Source organism: uncultured Thiohalocapsa sp., from assembly GCF_913062725.1.
Taxonomy (GTDB): Bacteria; Pseudomonadota; Gammaproteobacteria; order Chromatiales; family Chromatiaceae; genus Thiohalocapsa.
The window spans coordinates 16,924-32,772 of the sequence record NZ_CAJXWY010000004.1 but is presented as its reverse complement, the minus strand read 5'-3'; the positions used below and the strand labels follow the sequence as shown (position 1 = coordinate 32,772).

The following is a 15,849-nucleotide window of genomic DNA, read 5'->3' as shown; positions in this document are numbered from 1 at the left end:
TGTCCGCGCATGAAGATCCTGATCCTCGGTGCCGGCCAGGTGGGTACCTCGGTGGCCGCCAATCTGGTGAGCGAGGCCAACGACATCACCGTGGTGGATACCGACGGCGGCCGCTTGCGCGAGCTCGCCGACCGCTTCGATCTGCGCACGCTGCAAGGCCACGGCGCCCATCCGGATGTTCTGGCCCGTGCCGGCGCCGAGGATGCGGAAATGATCATCGCCGTCACCAACAGTGACGAGACGAATATGGTCGCCTGTCAGGTGGCCTATACCTTGTTTCACACGCCCACCAAGATCGCCCGGGTGCGTGCCCCCGGTTTCATGGCGCAGGACCGGCTCTTCGGACCCGGTGCGCTGCCCATCGATGTGCGCATCAGTCCTGAACAGTTGGTGACGGACTACATCCTGCGGCTCATCGAGAATCCGGGCGCGCTGCAGGTGACAGACTTCGCCGGCGGACGTGTACGGCTGGTGGCAGTACGCGCCTACTACGGTGGACCGCTGGTGGGGCATGAGCTGCGCACCCTCTACGACCACATGCCCCATGTGGACACCCGCGTCGCCGCCATCTATCGCCATGACCGGGCCATCCAGCCCGAAGGGGATACCGTCATCGACGCCGACGACGAGGTGTTCTTCGTCGCCGCGCCGAAGCATATCCGCTCGGTGATGAGCGAGCTGCGACGGCTGGAGAAGCCTTACAAACGCCTCATTTTCGCCGGCGGTGGCAATATCGGCACACGCCTGGCCCGGGCCACCGAGAAGCGCTATCGGGTCAAAGTCATCGAGCGGGATCTCGACCGCTGCAAGCACATCGCCGAGGCCTTGGAGCGCACCATCGTGCTGCATGGCGACGCCGCGGACGAAGAACTGCTGCTGGAGGAGAACGTCGAGGACACCGACGTCTTCTGCGCCGTCACCGATGACGATGAGGCCAATATCCTCTCCGCGATGCTCGCCAAGCGACTGGGTGCGCGCAAGGTCATGGCGCTCATCAACCGCACGGCTTATGTGGATCTGGTGCAGGCCGGCCCCATCGACATCGCCATCTCGCCGCAGCAGGCCACCATCGGCAGTCTGCTCAAGCACGTGCGCCGCGGCGACGTGGTGATGGTGCACTCGCTGCGGCGCGGCGCCGCCGAGGCCATTGAGGCCATCGCCCATGGCGACGAGGGCTCGAGCAAGGTCGTCGGCCGGCCCATCGAGGCCATCAAGCTCCCCAAAGGCACCACCATCGGGGCCATCGTCCGCGGCGACGAGGTCATCATCGCCCACCACGACACCGTCATCGAGTCCGAGGACCACGTCATCCTGTTCCTGCAGGACAAGCTGCGGGTGCCGGAAGTCGAGAAATTGTTCCAGGTGGGCGTCACGTTTTTTTGAACAGAGCGGCGGGGTGCCAGGCGTCGGCGCTTGATCGCTGGTGGGTTGCGTCTTGTTGTGTGTTATTCGTTGTTTGTTGCCAGCGCCTCCCCCGTATCCACATGAAACGCTTCTCCACCGTCCAGAAGGTGCTCGGCCTGCTGCTGATGGTGTTCAGCGTCACTATGCTGCCGCCGGTGGCGGTGGCGCTGTTGTACGGCGACGGCGGCGGCATGCCCTTTGTCTACGCCTTTCTGGTGTTGCTCGGCGCCGGGCTCGTCATTTGGCTGCCGGTGGCGCGTGTCCGGGAGGATCTGCGGCTGCGGGACGGTTTCCTGGTGGTGGTGCTGTTCTGGGTGACGCTGGGGCTCGCGGGTGCCTTGCCCTTTCTGTTATCGCCGGAGCCGGATCTGTCACTGACGGACGCGGTGTTCGAGTCGCTCTCGGGACTGACCACGACCGGGGCCACAGTGATCCTCGGCATCGACGCGCTGCCGCACTCGGTGCTTTGGTATCGTCAGCAGCTGCAATGGCTGGGCGGCATGGGCATCATCGTCTTGGCGGTGGCCGTGTTGCCCATGCTCGGCGTCGGCGGCATGCAGCTCTATCGTGCCGAGACGCCGGGGCCCATGAAAGACGCCAAGCTGACGCCGCGTATCACGGAAACGGCGAAAGCCCTCTGGTTCATCTATCTTTGGCTGACGGTGGCCTGTGCACTCGCCTATTGGGCGGCGGGCATGTCGGTCTTCGATGCCATCAGCCATGCCTTCAGTACCGTTGCCATCGGTGGCTTCTCCACCCACGACGCCAGCATCGGTTACTACGACAGCACGCTGATCGAGATGATCGCGGTGGTGTTCATGCTGCTGTCCGGCGTAAATTTCGCATTGCACTTCGTGGCGCTACGACGCCTGGATGTGCGCGTGTATGCGCAGGACAGTGAGTTCAGGTCCTACCTGCTGCTGCTCGCCGTGACCACTGGCATCGTCACGGTGGCGCTGTTTTACACCGATACCTACATCGACTGGGAGGAGTCTTTCACCAAGGGCTTGTTCCAGGTCGTCTCGGTGGGCACGACGACCGGGTTCACGACCGCGCAGTTCTACTATTGGCCGCCGTTCATCGAGATCCTGCTCCTGTTTCTTGCGTTCGTCGGCGGTTGTGCAGGCTCCACCGGCGGCGGCATCAAGCAGATTCGCTTCCTGCTGCTCATCAAGCAGGGCATCCGCGAGATCGGCCGACTGATTCACCCGAGCGCACAACTGCCGGTGCGTGTCGGCAACAAGGTCATCAATCATCGCATCATCGATGCCGTCTGGGGGTTTTTCTCGCTGTATGTCGCGACCTTCGTGATCATGTATCTGGCGCTCGCGGCGACCGGGCTGGATCTGATCACCTCCTTCTCGGCGGTGGCCGCCTGCATGAACAACCTGGGCCCCGGCCTCGCCACCGTCGGCGCCCACTACTTCGACATGCACGACCCGGGCATCTGGATCCTGTGCTTCGCGATGCTGCTCGGGCGGCTCGAGATCTTCACCCTCCTGGTGCTGCTGACGCCGGCGTTCTGGCGGCGGTGAGACGCGCCGTCGGCTTGCAGACCGGTCATCGACTGAGCACCGCGGCGTTGGTGCTCACGCCTGGGGGCATGCCCGCGCACGGTGCGCCCCCGGTGATGCCGGCATGGATGCTTGTGTTGGCGCAAGCCCTTGCCCTCACCGACCTGCCCGCGACAGGATAGTGCCCTGGGCCCGCCACGAAGCAGGAGACGACAGGGGTGAAGCCAGCATGAGCATCATCGATAATCTTGAAACCATGCGCGCCCGCGGGCAGGACTCCGCGTTGCTGCGTTACAGTTTGGGCAACGAGTACCTGAAACAGGCGCAACTCGACGAGGCACTGGAGCATCTCGCCGAAGCGGTGCGTATGGACGCCGGCTACTCTGCGGCGTGGAAGCTTTATGGCAAGACGCTCGCCGCCGCCGGGCGCCACGAAGAGGCCATGACCGCGTTCGATCATGGCATCGCCACCGCCGAATCCAAAGGTGACGTGCAGGCTGCCAAAGAGATGCGAGTCTTCCGAACGCGCTCGCAGCGTGCGCTGGAGGCCGGGTCCTGATGCGGCGCGCCGGCGACTGGTGAGCAGCACCGTTGCAGTATCACTCACGGGCGACCATGACGAGACCCTGCGCAGGGCGCCCGCATCGAGCCGTGACGACCGATCGGTAGCCGCCGTCATGCCGGCAGTACCGCGTCAGGTGCCCACACGGGCGCCCGGCGTTAAACACTTTTCGTGTTATTCCTGCTTCTGGGCGCGTCGTTTGGCGCGACCCGTTACCCATTAAGTGTTCTAAGGCCAAGGGTTCTCCCCGCTTACCGCTGGTATCTCCGGGAAATGATCGAGCCTTGTTACGATTTGTTACTTGTAGAATTAGATTTTGCTAATATACTTCTATGCAACTGAACACTGAATCCGCAGGAGTGACACCATGCTTGAAGCACTTGCCATCGCGGCGCTGGTTGTGGGCGGCGTCTCTAGCGCGACCCTGGTGACCGATGATGAGGCAGTCCAGGAGGTGGACCGCCAACCGAGCGCCGTCGAGATGACGCCGGAGCGCCAGGCGCATCCGGGCAACGGCGAAGCGTCGGAAAATCCGTTCATCGACTGACGACCTGGCGTCGAGCCGCCCCGGATGGGGCGCGTCGAGTCGGCGGGCTCGCCGTCACCGCAGCACGGCGGCCCGTCGAGATCGGTTGCCACGACCGCATCCGTCTGCCGCACCGGGCATTGCGTTGCCTTGGGTGGCGAATCGTATTGTGTCGCTCAGCGGTGCTTTGGTCACGGCATTCGCCCGGCGACAGGCGTCATAATCGGAAAAATCAATACTTTGAACTGATGGTATTGGCTGGTCTTGGGGGTGCCTCTCTCATACCCTAGCGTGTCACTGGGGTGCAGCCCGCGCTGTGCCCGCACGTTGAGGAGTAGAAAACGATGACGGCCTCCACGCACTACGACTGCATCATCGTCGGCGGCGGTGTGAGCGGTACTGCGCTGCTCTACGAGCTGGCGCGGTTTACGGACCTGAAGCGCCTGCTGTTGGTCGAGCGCCGCGAGCGCCCGGCGCAGGTGAACTCCCACGCCCACAACAACAGCCAGACCATTCACTGCGGCGACATCGAGACCAATTACACCCTGGAGAAGGCGGCGGCGGTGAAGCGCACCGCGTCGATGATCGTCAACTACGCCACCAAGCTGCCGGCGGCGGAGCGCGATCGGATCATCCACCGCATGCCGAAGATGGTGCTGGGTGTGGGTGCGCGGGAGTGCGACTATCTCCGCCGCCGCTTCGACGAATTCCGTGGCCTGTATCCGCGCATGCAGCTGCTCGAGCGCGACGACATCGCCGACCTGGAGCCCAATGTTGCACTGGTGCAGGGTGCGCATCGGCGCGAGGCGATCGTCGCCACCGGCACGCCGGATGACTATTGCGCGGTGGACTTCCAGGCCCTGTCGGAGTCCTTTTCCGCCCAATGCGAACGTCTGGACCGGGCGCCCGAGCGGCATGTCAGTCAGCTCTACAACACCGCCGTCGCGGACATCGCCAAGGATGGGGACGGCTATGTGCTCCAGACCAACCGCGGCCCCATGCTGGCGCGCTCCGTGGTGGTCTGCGCCGGCGGGCATTCGCTCCTGATGGCGCAGCGCATGGGCTTCGGCCTCGAGTATTCCTGTCTGCCCATGGCGGGCTCGTTCTATTTCGCGCCGCAGGCACTCAACGGCAAGGTCTACACGGTACAGAACCCGGCACTCCCCTTCGCCGCGGTCCATGGCGATCGTGACATCGCCACCGACGGCAAGACCCGCTTCGGCCCCACGGCGCTCATGTTGCCCATGCTGGAGCGCTACAACCCCGCCACCATCCGCGACTTCTTCTCGGTGCTGAATCTGGACCGGGACGTGGTGGCGACGCTCTGGAACCTGCTGAAGGTCGCCGACGTGCGCAACTATGTGCTGCGCAATTTCCTCTACGAAGTGCCCTGGCTCAACCGGCGCCTGTTCCTGCGTGAAATCCGCAAGATCGTCCCGCAGCTTGCGGTGCGGGATATCGCGTACGCCCATGGCTACGGCGGCGTGCGCCCGCAGCTCATTGATCGGCGCACGCGCGAGCTGAAAATGGGCGAAGTGAAGATCATCGACGGCCACGGTATCGTCTTCAACATGACGCCGTCGCCCGGCGGCACCAGCTGCCTCGGCAATGCCGAGCAGGATATGCGACTCGTGGCCGCGCATTTGGGGGCCCGGGTCGACTGGGCGGGCTTCGAGCGCGAGCTGCTCGACGGCCACGAGGACACCCGCAACGTCCCGTCACCCCCGCTCGCTGCGGTCGGCTGAGGCGCAAAGGCCGGTTTTCCGGCCGGGCACCGACCGGGGCTCGACACGCTCGTGCGCCGCCGCCCTCCTGATCCGCCAAAAGCGAATGTGCGGCGCCGATGGGTGTCGTCCGCCGAAGCGTGTGTGGGTAATCGCCGTGCGCCGGGCGTGCCCGGTATGAATACAGTCCGTAATCCCCGCCGGCGCGCGAGCCGTTAGCCGAACGCGCCGAGGGCAGCCGCCAGTGCCGGATGTCCCTCGGCATGCTCGGCCACCGGCACCCCGGTGGCGATGGCCGCCCAGGCCTGGCGCAGGCTCGCGGCACCGGCCGTTGGCCCGTCGGGGTGGCTGAACACACCGCGTCCGGGCACGAAGCCGAAGTCCGGGTTGCCGATCTTTTGGTGTACGGTCGCCAGGGTCGCCGCCGAGTCGCTGCCGCCGGGCACCGGCAGCGCCGGCTTGATCGGCCCCATGGGCTCGGTGCAGGCGGCGATGCATTCCAGGACCTCGTCCTCAGGGGTCATCATCCGCGGACCGAAGCCCGGCATGATGATGACGTCGAAGCCGATGATCCGCTGCAGCTTGGTGAGCACACGCGTGTGCACGCCGAAGTGCGGCAGTCGGCTCATGGCGGCGATGACGGGGAAGTGGGCCACCAGCGGGACGCGTGCGTGCTTGCGCAGCATGCGCACGGCGCTGAGGCCCACGGGCAGGGCGTTGATCATGACGGCATTGGCGCCGTTGGCGACCACCATGTCGTGCAGCGCAATGAGCTGATCCACTTCGTCGGTGATGTTGGCGAGGTAGACCTTGGGCACGCCGGTTTCCTGCTCGGCCAGGCGGCGGGCGGCACCGAGGCGCCGGGAGCGCTCGGCGATGGGCGACCAGGCTGGGTCTGCCAGCATCTCGTCGTCCTTGGCGATGTCGAGACCGCCACGCCAGGCGGCGAGGCCAAGCTCGGCGAAGGGTGCCGGGTCGAGCCCGATGTTCGGCTTGATGACGCCGAAGAAGAAGGGTCGGTCATGGATGTGCCATCGATCGCGCAGGCCCGCGAGCCCGTAGCGCGGGCCGTCGAAGTGGGCGAGAAAGGCGTCCGGAAACGTCACGTCCAGCAGCTTCACCACGGGGATGCCCGGTGCGAAGAAGGCGCCTTCGCCGAGCACCGCGGAGAGCAGATTGGGAATGCGCGGGCCGAAGTTGGCGTAGGGGTGGGCGAGACGCACGCGGCAGACGCTGACGGGCTCGTCCACCGCCGGGCGCAGCGGATAACTGGTGCCGGACAGGGTCGTTTCGACTTCCAGGTCCACCACCTTGGCGGCGAAGCGGGGGCGGTAGTCCTCGTCCACACCCATCCGCTGCCATTGCGCCGTGGACTGCTCGCTCGCCAGGTGGGCCGCCGCCACCCGCGGGTTGCCGGTGCACTCGATGCGGTAGTCGAGCAGCAGGTGGGCGTCGGTATCGAGCGCCGACAGGTCCGCATAGAAACCATCGATGTCGTGTTGGCGCATGGCTTACAGCTCCCCGAGCAGTTGCAGGCTGACTTGACGCTGCGGCCGCGGTCCGTCCAGTTCCACGAAAAACACCGACTGCCATGTCCCCAGCAGCAGCTCCCCGTCGTGCACCGGGATACTCTCGGAGGCGTTGGCGAAGAGCCCGAGCAGGTGTGCATGGGCATTGTCGCGGCCATCGACCGGAGCGACATTGTGGCCATAGTCGCCGTCACGTGGCACCAGGCGTTGCAGGAAAGTGATCATGTCCTGCTGCAGACGTTCCTCGTGCTCGTTGAGGTTCACCCGGGCGGTGGTGTGGTTGGAGATGACGGTCACCAGGCCGTGCCGCAGGCCCCGTGCCCGCACCCGCTCGCGCACCCGGGCGGTGATGTCGATGAGCTGGATGGGGGCGGTGGTGGTCAGCTCGATGTGGTCGATGCACGCTTGCATGGGCACTCCTCGGGTTGGCGTCCGCGGGATTGGCCTGTGGGGGCTGGATTGTGATGGCGGCGACGCCGGCAGGTCACCATGGTATCGGGATCTCTGCCCTGGGGCACTGGGAGCGGGCGCCAGGCCAGACGCTGGGCGAGGACAATGGGCGGCGGCACGTTCCGGTCTCCGTGTCCCTTTGACAGTCGTCAATGTACCCCTGCTTTGGGTGTGGGAAGCTGCCAAGCTCGGGCGGCGATGGTCGCCCGCCGTCTCCCGCGAGCAGCCGCCCACCGCACCATGCCGTTGTCCGATTTCGTCAATACCTTCGGCCAGGATCTGCGCCGGCGCCATGGCCGGCGGGTGCACAAGCTCGCCATTCACGCCGGCTTCAGCTGTCCGAACCGCGATGGCAGCAAGGGCCGCGGGGGTTGCAGCTTCTGCAATAACGTCTCCTTCAGCCCCGCCGCCCGGGCGCTGCCCGAGACCCCTGAACAGTCCGTGGCCGGGCAGATCGCCGCCGGCCGCCGGGTGATCCGCAAGCGCACCGGCGCGGCGCGCTATCTGGCTTATTTCCAGGCCTACACCAATACCTACGGCGACGTGGAGCGGCTCGGCGCCCTGTACCGCGCCGCGCTGGCGCAGCCCGACGTGATCGGCATCGCCGTCGGCACCCGCCCCGACTGCGTGCCCGACGCGGTGTTGGATCTCCTCTGCGCGCTACGCGACGACGGCCACGAGGTCTGGCTGGAGCTGGGGCTGCAATCCGCCTTCGACGACACCCTCGCGCGCGTCAACCGCGGTCATGGCTTCGCCGACTATCGTCACGCGGTGCTGGCGGCGCGCGGGCGCGGCCTGCCGGTTTGCACCCATCTCATCGTCGGTCTGCCGGGCGAGGCCCGGCGCGAGGCCCTGGCGAGCCTGGATCGGGTGCTGGCGCTCGGCACCGATGCACTCAAGCTGCACCCCCTGCACGTGGTGCGCCACACGCTGCTCGCAAAGGACTGGCGTGCCGGCGGCTACCAGCCCCTGACCATGGACGACTACATCGCCATCGCCTGCGATCTCATCGAGCGGACCCCGGCGCACCTGACCTATCACCGCGTCACCGGCACCGCCAGCCGCGACATCCTGCTGGCTCCCGCGTGGTGCGCCAAGAAATGGGCGGTGCTGAACGGTATCGAAGCGGAGCTGCGCCGCCGCGGTACCGCGCAGGGGGCGCGGGCCGGTGAGCGGATAGCGGCGTGAGGGCGGTGGCGGCGAGGGACGTGCGTCCCGCCGTCCGCGCACTCGGCCCTCGACACACAAAGCACTTTCCCGACCAAATCCAGTGACGCTGGTCGCCCATGGCGCGCGTCCGATAAGCACCAACGCCTGCAACGGAGACTCACCATGGAGCTCGTCTGCCCCGCCGGCAACCTGCCGTCATTGAAGGCCGCCGTGGACAACGGCGCCGACGCCGTCTACACGGGCTTTCGTGACGACACCAATGCGCGGTATTTCGCCGGGCTCAATTTCACGGCGAGCAAGCTCGCCGAGGGCATCCGCTATGCCAAGGCCAAGGGCAAACGGGTGTTCATCGCCATGAACACTTATCCGCGCACGGATGGGCTCCCGCGCTTCGAGCAGGCCGTGGATCAGGCGGCGGCCCTCGGCGTGGATGCGCTCATCTGCGCCGACATCGGCGTGCTGGATTATGCCGCACGGCGCCAGCCGCAGCTCAACCTGCATCTGTCGGTGCAGGGCTCGGCGACCAACGACGAGGCGCTGCGCTACTATCACGAGCACTTCGGCATCAAGCGCGCCGTGCTACCGCGGGTCTTGTCCATGGCGCAGGTGCGGCACGTCATCGAGCAGAGCCCGGTGGAGATCGAAGTCTTCGGCTTTGGCAGTCTCTGCGTGATGGTGGAGGGGCGCTGCATCCTGTCGTCCTACGCCACCGGGCGCTCACCCAACACCTACGGCGCCTGCTCGCCGGCGAGCCATGTGGCGTGGATCGAGACCGATGCCGGCCTCGATACCCGCCTGGGCGGCGTGCTGATCCAGCGCCATCCCAAGGGTGAGAGCGTGGGCTATCCGACCCTGTGCAAGGGCAGCTACCGCACCGAGGGCCGCACCCATCACGCCATCGAAGACCCGGTGAGCCTGAATGCCATGGCATTGCTGCCGGAGCTGGCGGCGGCCGGTGTGGCGGCGGTGAAGATCGAAGGCCGCCAGCGCAGCCCCGTCTACGTCAAGCAGGTTACGCGCGTGTGGCGCGAGGCGCTGGATGCCTTCGCCCGCGATCCCGTCGGCTTCGCCCCGCAACCGGCGTGGACGGCGGCGCTGGCCAAGGTCTCCGAAGGGGCGCAGACCACGCTCGGTCCCTATCACCGGCCCTGGCAATGAGCCAGCCCGGCTCACCGGACAGACACCGGCGAGGCCCGTCGGGCATCGCCGGTGCTCAGCATTGACCCCACACCGACCGCGCCATCGACGCGCCACCGAGCCAGCCCATGACCGCAACCGCCGCCCCGCGCCTCTCCCTCGGCCCCATTCCGTACTACTGGCCCAAGGAGCAGGTGGAGCACTTCTACGCCATGGTCGCCGACAGCCCGGCGGACATCGTCTACCTGGGCGAGACCATCTGCGCCAAGCGCAGCCAGGTGCGCTTCGAGGACTGGCTGACCATCGCCGCGCGCCTGCGCGCCGCCGGCAAAGAAGTGGTGCTGTCCACGCTGGCGCTGCTGGAGGCGGAATCGGAGCTCAAGCGCCTGCGGGCCATCTGTCGCCAGGATGACTACCTGGTGGAGGCCAACGACCTGGGCGCCGTACAACTGTTGCGGGGGCGGCCCTTCGCCGTCGGCCATAGCGTCAATGTTTACAATCACCGCACGCTGGCCCTGCTCGCCGCCGACGGCTGCAAGCGCTGGGTGCTGCCGGTGGAGCTGACCCGGGAGGCGCTGGCCGCCATGCAGCAGCAGCGTCCCGCCGGCGTGGAAACGGAGGTTTTCGCCTACGGCCGGCTGCCGCTGGCCTACTCGGCCCGCTGTTTCACCGCCCGCGCCCGCAACCTGCCCAAGGACGACTGTCGCGACGCCTGCATCGACCACCCGGACGGCATGGTGGTCGAGACCCAGGACGCTAACCCGTTCCTGGCCTTGAACGGCATTCAGACCCAGTCGGCACGCACCATGAATCTGCTACCGGCGCTGGACGATCTGCGCGCACTCGATGTGGACATCCTGCGCATCAGCCCGCAATCACAGTACACCGGCGAGGTGCTGGCGCTCTTTCATAAGGTGCGCGCCGGCGAGCTGGCGCCGGCCGCCGCCAACGAGGCGCTGGCGACCCTGATGCCCACCGGCCCCTGCGACGGCTACTGGCATGGCGCCGCCGGTATGGCGGCCCTCGCCGCGGCCTGAGCCTGACGCGTCTGTGGCGGCCTGCGCTGCTCGCCCGTCATGGACCTGTCATGGATTCCCAGCAGCGACCAGACGCCGACCCGGCATGCAGGCCTGGGCGCCGGCGATTCCGGGGAGGCAGGCGTCATGTTGCACGGCCCACGGTGCTCACGAATCCGGCTACATCCTCTGCCAGCGCTGCGAGCAGCCCGGGAGGCACGTCGTCGCTGCTCTGGGCGAGGGACTGGGCAAGGGCGTGGGCGCGCATGACGAGGGTCGCGTCATCTGCCTGCAGCCAGCCGGCGGGCAGTGCTTCGGCGTAGAGCCAGACGACGGCTTTTTCGGGCGCCGGCGGTTGCTCTCGGCCGCAAGCCAGCGCCACGGCGTTGAGCAGGGCGTCGTGGAGCAGCTCGGCGGCGGGGGCAGGGCAGGCCTGGCGCAGTAGGACCTCGGCGGCCTCGAGCTTCTGGCGGGCGCGGCGCAGCAGCGGCGGCTCCGCCGGGGCCGTCGGTGCCGCGGCGACCGGGGCCCGATAGAGCTCATCGGCGCCGGCGGTGGGCGAGGCGGTGCCGAGGCGCTCCAGCCCGCGTAATGTGCGGCGGTCGACGAGCGCGATGGGGACCTGCGCCGAGATGGCTGCGGCGCGGTCGTCATCGGTGTCGTCCACTTGGTCGAGCACCACCAGTAGTCCGCTGCTGGCGCCGAGAATGCGCGCAACCCGGTTGCCGAAGTCTCGCTGCAGCACGTCGATGCAGCGCCGGACTTCCCGGTCGAGCTCGGCCGGCGCGAGCGCCGATGCCGCCGGCGGGGCGCCGGTGGTTTCGGCGGCCACCGCCGCCGGCTCGGCGCTGGGTTCAGGCGGCACCCCGGCGCGGGTGTCCTCGGCTGTGTCGTGTGGGGCAGGCTGCGGCTGGTGGGCGCGCTCGCCGGCCGAATCGTCGGCCAGAGCCTCGGCCAGCACTTCGGCGAGGCGTTTGGACACGCCGACTACATCCGTATCGGCATCCGCGTCCACCACGTTGTCGAACAGATCGCGCTTATCCTGCACCAGGCCGAGCACCTGGTCCTCGTAAGCGTCGGCGGCCACCAGATGGATGACCTGGACCTTGCTGCGTTGGCCGAGTCGATGCACCCGGGCGACGCGCTGGTCCAGCACGGCGGGATTCCAGGGCACATCGAGGTTCACCAGCAGAGAGGCGCACTGCAGATTCAGGCCGGTGCCACCGGCGTCGGTGGAGATGAAGACCTGGCAGGCGTCATCGTCGTGGAAGCGGTCCATGAGTGCGCCGCGCCCGCTGCTTGGGATGCCACCGTGCAGGCGCACGCAGCCCAGGCCCATACGCCGGACAAGATCCTCCACCATCTCGCCCATCTGCGCCCATTGGGAGAAGACAACGGCCTTCAGGCCTGCCAGCTGGCAGCCGTCTTCCAAGATGCTGGCGAGCTCTTCGAGCTTCGGTGAGCCCTTGGTCTGTTTGTCCACCAGCCCGGCGGCATTGCAGGCCATGCGGGCGCGCTGCAGGGCGGCCATCATGCGGTTTTGCTCTGATGGCGTCAGCGGCCGGCGCTTGACGATCTGGGCGAGCCGCCCGGCAGTGTTGAGTGCGTCGTCATGGATCTCTGCCTGCCGCGGCGACAGCGACACGTCCCGGCGCTGCTCGATGCGGTCTGGCAACTGCTCGCGCACCAGCGCGCGGTCGCGGCGCAGCATGACGGGCGCGAGCCGGCGGCGCAGCGACGAGAGATTGCGGTAGCCCAGCACCTTGCCGCGCTCATCGGTGATGTGGAAGTCTGCCAGATAGCGCCACAGCGGCCCCAGCACCCGCGGGTCCACCACCTGCATCAGGCTGTAGAGGTCCTCGAGGCGATTCTCCAGCGGGGTGCCGGTGAGCACGAAGGCATAGCGCGACGGGATGCGCTTGATGGCGGCGGCGATCTTGGTGCGCCAATTCTTGATGCGCTGGGCCTCGTCCAGGATGAGCAAGTCCGGCGCCAGAGTCTCATTGATGATGCTGAGATCCCGCAGCACCAGTTCGTAGTTAATGATGTAGAAGCCACCGCCTTGACGGTATTGGACGGCGCGGGCGTCGGCTGATCCCTGCACCAGGCGGGTCTCAGCGCCGGTGAAACGTTGGATCTCGCGCTGCCATTGGAACTTGAGCGACGCCGGGCACACGATGAGTGCGCGTTGGACGTTTTCGTTGCGGTGCAGCCAATAGGCGGCGGCGATGGCCTGGAGGGTCTTGCCAAGGCCCATGTCGTCAGCGAGCAGCGCGCGGCCGCGCCCGACGAGAAAGGCGACGCCCTCCACCTGGTACGGATAGAGCCGGGCGCGGATGTCCGGCAACCGGCCGCCGCTGGCACGGATGCGGTTGCCGATATCCCGGGCGCGCAGCTCGCGGGCGGCATCATCGGCGAGCCGGCGTGCGAAGCCCAGGGCATCGTCGCCGATGAGCAGGTCGTCGCCGCCGTGCTGTTCGGCGAATGCCTGGAATTCGTCCGGCAGTCGACCGCGGAAGGCGCCGTCGGCGTCGAACCATTGTGTCAGGACCGGCGCCAGGTGGGCCGGGATCTCGGCGCCGCGGTGCAGGCGGATGCACGGGGCGTCGTCGCGTTGCCAGTCCAGGTAGACATAGCACCGCGGTGCCGGTTGTTGGCGGATTTGCCTGAAGTCTTTGCGTTTTCTGATGCGGTGCAGAGCCGCTTCGATGTGTTTGCAGGTCCCGAGCTGGTTGATGGCGAAGTCCGGACAGGTGCAGTGGTTGGCACGCTCGGTCAGCGAGCGAATCTGCACCTGCCAGGTGGTCTGAAAGGGGCCCGCGCTGGTGCCGATGGAGCGTGCGCGCCAGGCCCCGAACCAGGGGGCCCGGGCATCGGTCCCGCCGGCGCTGCCCACCGGCTCAACCCGGACCTCGGCGCGGCCGCGCTTGACTCGCTCGTCGATGGCCGCGGCCACTGCATCGCCGAGGCTGACACCCGTGGATTCGGCGGTGCTGAAGCTCAGCAGCGCGGCCAGGGCATGGATGCAAAGCCCGTCGTCGTCGTCGCCGTCGTCGTCGCAGTCGCAGGCCGACCAGAGGTTGCCGTCGGTATCGTAGCCCAGGGACAGCGTGAGCTGCTCCTCACTGTCTTCGTCCTCCACCTCCGCATGCAATGCGCCCTGGTAGAGCCCCACCTGTACGACGCGCTTATCCCGCGCATGGCGCCAGGCGCGCCGCAGCAGGGTCTCATCGGCGAGTGCCTGTAATTCTTCCCTGTCGAACAGGAAGTCGGCCGCGGTGGCGCTAGCGGGTGGGGTGTGGCGCATGGGCCGCTCCGATGGATTGGATACTTGCGGGTGCCGCGATGCGTCGCCGGTCACCGCGGCAGATCCCCCGGCCGAAGACGGCCGTTCAGGGTGCTGACCGGTGCGCGGGTCGGTCGTGGCCGCCGCTCAGCGCCGGCGATGGCCCCCGTGCGGACGGTGGCGCCGGCGGCGGGCCCGCCATGGACATCGCGCCTCAGTCCCAGTCCCAGCGCTAGTCCCAGCTGAGGGCGCCGCCGGTCTGGTACTCGGTGACCCGGGTCTCGAAAAAGTTCTTTTCCTTCTTGAGATCCAGCACCTCCGACATCCACGGGAAGGGGTTGCTGGCGCCCGGGTACTGCTCCGGCAGGCCGATCTGCGCGCAACGCCGGTTGGCGATGAACTGGAGATACTCTTCGAACATGGGTGCGTTCAGCCCGAGCACGCCGCGGGGCATGGTGTCGTGGGCGTATTGGGCCTCCAGTGCGACGGCCTCGCGGATCATGGACACCAGATCCTGCTTGAATGCCTCGGTCCAGATGTGGGGGTTCTCGATCTTGATCTGATTGATGACGTCGATGCCGAAGTTCATGTGCATGGACTCATCGCGCAGGATGTACTGGAACTGCTCGGCGGTGCCCGTCATCTTGTTGCGCCGGCCCATGGAGAGCACCTGCACGAAGCCGACATAGAAGAAGATGCCTTCGAAGATGACATAGAAGGCCACCAGCTCGCGCAGCAGACGCTGGTCGTTCTCCGGCGTGCCGGTGTGGAAGTCGGGGTCCGCCAGGTAGCGCGTGTAGGGCAGGGCCCACTCGGCCTTGCGCGCCACCGCCGGCAGCTCCCGGTACATGTTGAAGATCTCGCCTTCGTCGAGGCCCAGGCTCTCCACCGCATATTGGTAGGCGTGGGTGTGCAGGGCCTCTTCGAAGGCCTGGCGCAGCAGGTACTGGCGGCACTCGGGATTGGTGATGTGGCGGTAGACGGCCAGCACCAGGTTGTTGGCCACCAGGGAATCGGCGGTGGAGAAGAAGCCCAGGTTGCGCTTGATGATGGTGCGCTCGTCCTCGGTGAGGCCGTTGGGGTCCTTCCAGAGCGCGATGTCCGCGTTCATGTTGATTTCCTGGGGCATCCAGTGATTGGCGCAGCCGTCCAGGTACTTCTGCCAGGCCCAGTCGTACTTGAAGGGCACCAGCTGGTTCAGGTCCGCGTGGCAGTTGATGATGCGCTTGTCGTCCACGCGCAGCCGCCCGGCGCCCATCTCCAGGTTCTCGAGGCCGGTGGCGCCGCCCTGGGCGCCGGTGTCGTGGCCGGCGTCCGACTGTGCGGCGCCCGGCCGCGCTGCGGTTGCGGCGGGGGCCTCGTCCAGCAGGGAGCGCTGGGCCGGCAGCGGATTCGGGTTCACGACGGGCGCGGCGCCGGCGGTACGCATGAGTGTGTCGTTGGCCACCAGGCCGGCCCCGGCGCGGGCTGTCGGTGCCGTATCCGCCGTGGTGTCGCCGCCGAGGGAGAAGTCATCGCTCCCGGCGGCATC

Annotated in this window: 12 protein-coding genes; 8 read left to right on the top strand and 4 right to left on the bottom strand. The window is 67.1% G+C overall.

Annotation, left to right across the window (positions count from 1 at the left end; all coding sequences use genetic code 11):
- Window positions 1–9: 9 nt before the first annotated feature.
- From trkA to QZ588_RS01715, 5 genes are all read left to right on the top strand, one after another.
- Window positions 10–1,383: a Trk system potassium transporter TrkA gene (gene trkA, locus QZ588_RS01735; protein WP_295539087.1), complete on the top strand. Its 1,374-nt coding sequence runs from the start codon at window positions 10–12 to the stop codon at window positions 1,381–1,383.
- Window positions 1,384–1,484: 101 nt separating this feature from the next.
- Window positions 1,485–2,939: a TrkH family potassium uptake protein gene (locus QZ588_RS01730; protein ID WP_295539085.1), complete on the top strand. Its 1,455-nt coding sequence runs from the start codon at window positions 1,485–1,487 to the stop codon at window positions 2,937–2,939.
- A gap of 208 nt (window positions 2,940–3,147) precedes the next feature.
- Window positions 3,148–3,477, top strand: coding sequence for a tetratricopeptide repeat protein (locus tag QZ588_RS01725; protein ID WP_295539082.1), 330 nt, complete (start codon window positions 3,148–3,150; stop codon window positions 3,475–3,477).
- A 370-nt stretch (window positions 3,478–3,847) separates the two neighbouring features.
- Window positions 3,848–4,027 carry a hypothetical protein gene (locus QZ588_RS01720; RefSeq protein ID WP_295539079.1) on the top strand — a complete coding sequence of 60 codons (180 nt, stop codon included), beginning with the start codon at window positions 3,848–3,850 and terminating at the stop codon, window positions 4,025–4,027.
- A gap of 323 nt (window positions 4,028–4,350) precedes the next feature.
- Window positions 4,351–5,751, top strand: coding sequence for an FAD-dependent oxidoreductase (locus tag QZ588_RS01715; protein WP_295539076.1), 1,401 nt, complete (start codon window positions 4,351–4,353; stop codon window positions 5,749–5,751).
- A 194-nt stretch (window positions 5,752–5,945) separates the two neighbouring features.
- Here the strand turns inward: QZ588_RS01715 and QZ588_RS01710 are convergent, their stop codons facing one another.
- Window positions 5,946–7,238 (bottom strand): RuBisCO large subunit C-terminal-like domain-containing protein, encoded by a 1,293-nt coding sequence (locus QZ588_RS01710; RefSeq protein WP_295539073.1) that lies wholly within the window; start codon window positions 7,236–7,238, stop codon window positions 5,946–5,948.
- A 3-nt stretch (window positions 7,239–7,241) separates the two neighbouring features.
- Entirely contained in the window at window positions 7,242–7,670 is a 429-nt protein-coding gene (locus QZ588_RS01705) for a secondary thiamine-phosphate synthase enzyme YjbQ (protein ID WP_295539071.1), read from the bottom strand.
- A 279-nt stretch (window positions 7,671–7,949) separates the two neighbouring features.
- Between QZ588_RS01705 and QZ588_RS01700 the strand changes: the two genes are divergently transcribed.
- The 3 genes from QZ588_RS01700 (at window position 7,950) to QZ588_RS01690 (ending at window position 11,053) form a co-directional block, all read left to right on the top strand.
- A complete protein-coding gene (locus QZ588_RS01700; RefSeq protein WP_295539068.1) occupies window positions 7,950–8,897 on the top strand; it encodes a TIGR01212 family radical SAM protein in 948 nt (315 codons plus the stop codon).
- 144 nt (window positions 8,898–9,041) lie between these two features.
- A complete protein-coding gene (locus QZ588_RS01695; protein ID WP_295539066.1) occupies window positions 9,042–10,037 on the top strand; it encodes a peptidase U32 family protein in 996 nt (331 codons plus the stop codon).
- 107 nt (window positions 10,038–10,144) lie between these two features.
- Window positions 10,145–11,053, top strand: coding sequence for a U32 family peptidase (locus QZ588_RS01690; RefSeq protein ID WP_295539063.1), 909 nt, complete (start codon window positions 10,145–10,147; stop codon window positions 11,051–11,053).
- A 124-nt stretch (window positions 11,054–11,177) separates the two neighbouring features.
- Here QZ588_RS01690 and QZ588_RS01685 read toward each other — a convergent pair whose 3' ends face one another.
- Entirely contained in the window at window positions 11,178–14,339 is a 3,162-nt protein-coding gene (locus tag QZ588_RS01685; protein ID WP_295539061.1) for a DEAD/DEAH box helicase, read from the bottom strand.
- A 211-nt stretch (window positions 14,340–14,550) separates the two neighbouring features.
- Entirely contained in the window at window positions 14,551–15,747 is a 1,197-nt protein-coding gene (locus tag QZ588_RS01680; protein ID WP_295539258.1) for a ribonucleotide-diphosphate reductase subunit beta, read from the bottom strand.
- Window positions 15,748–15,849 lie beyond the last annotated feature (102 nt).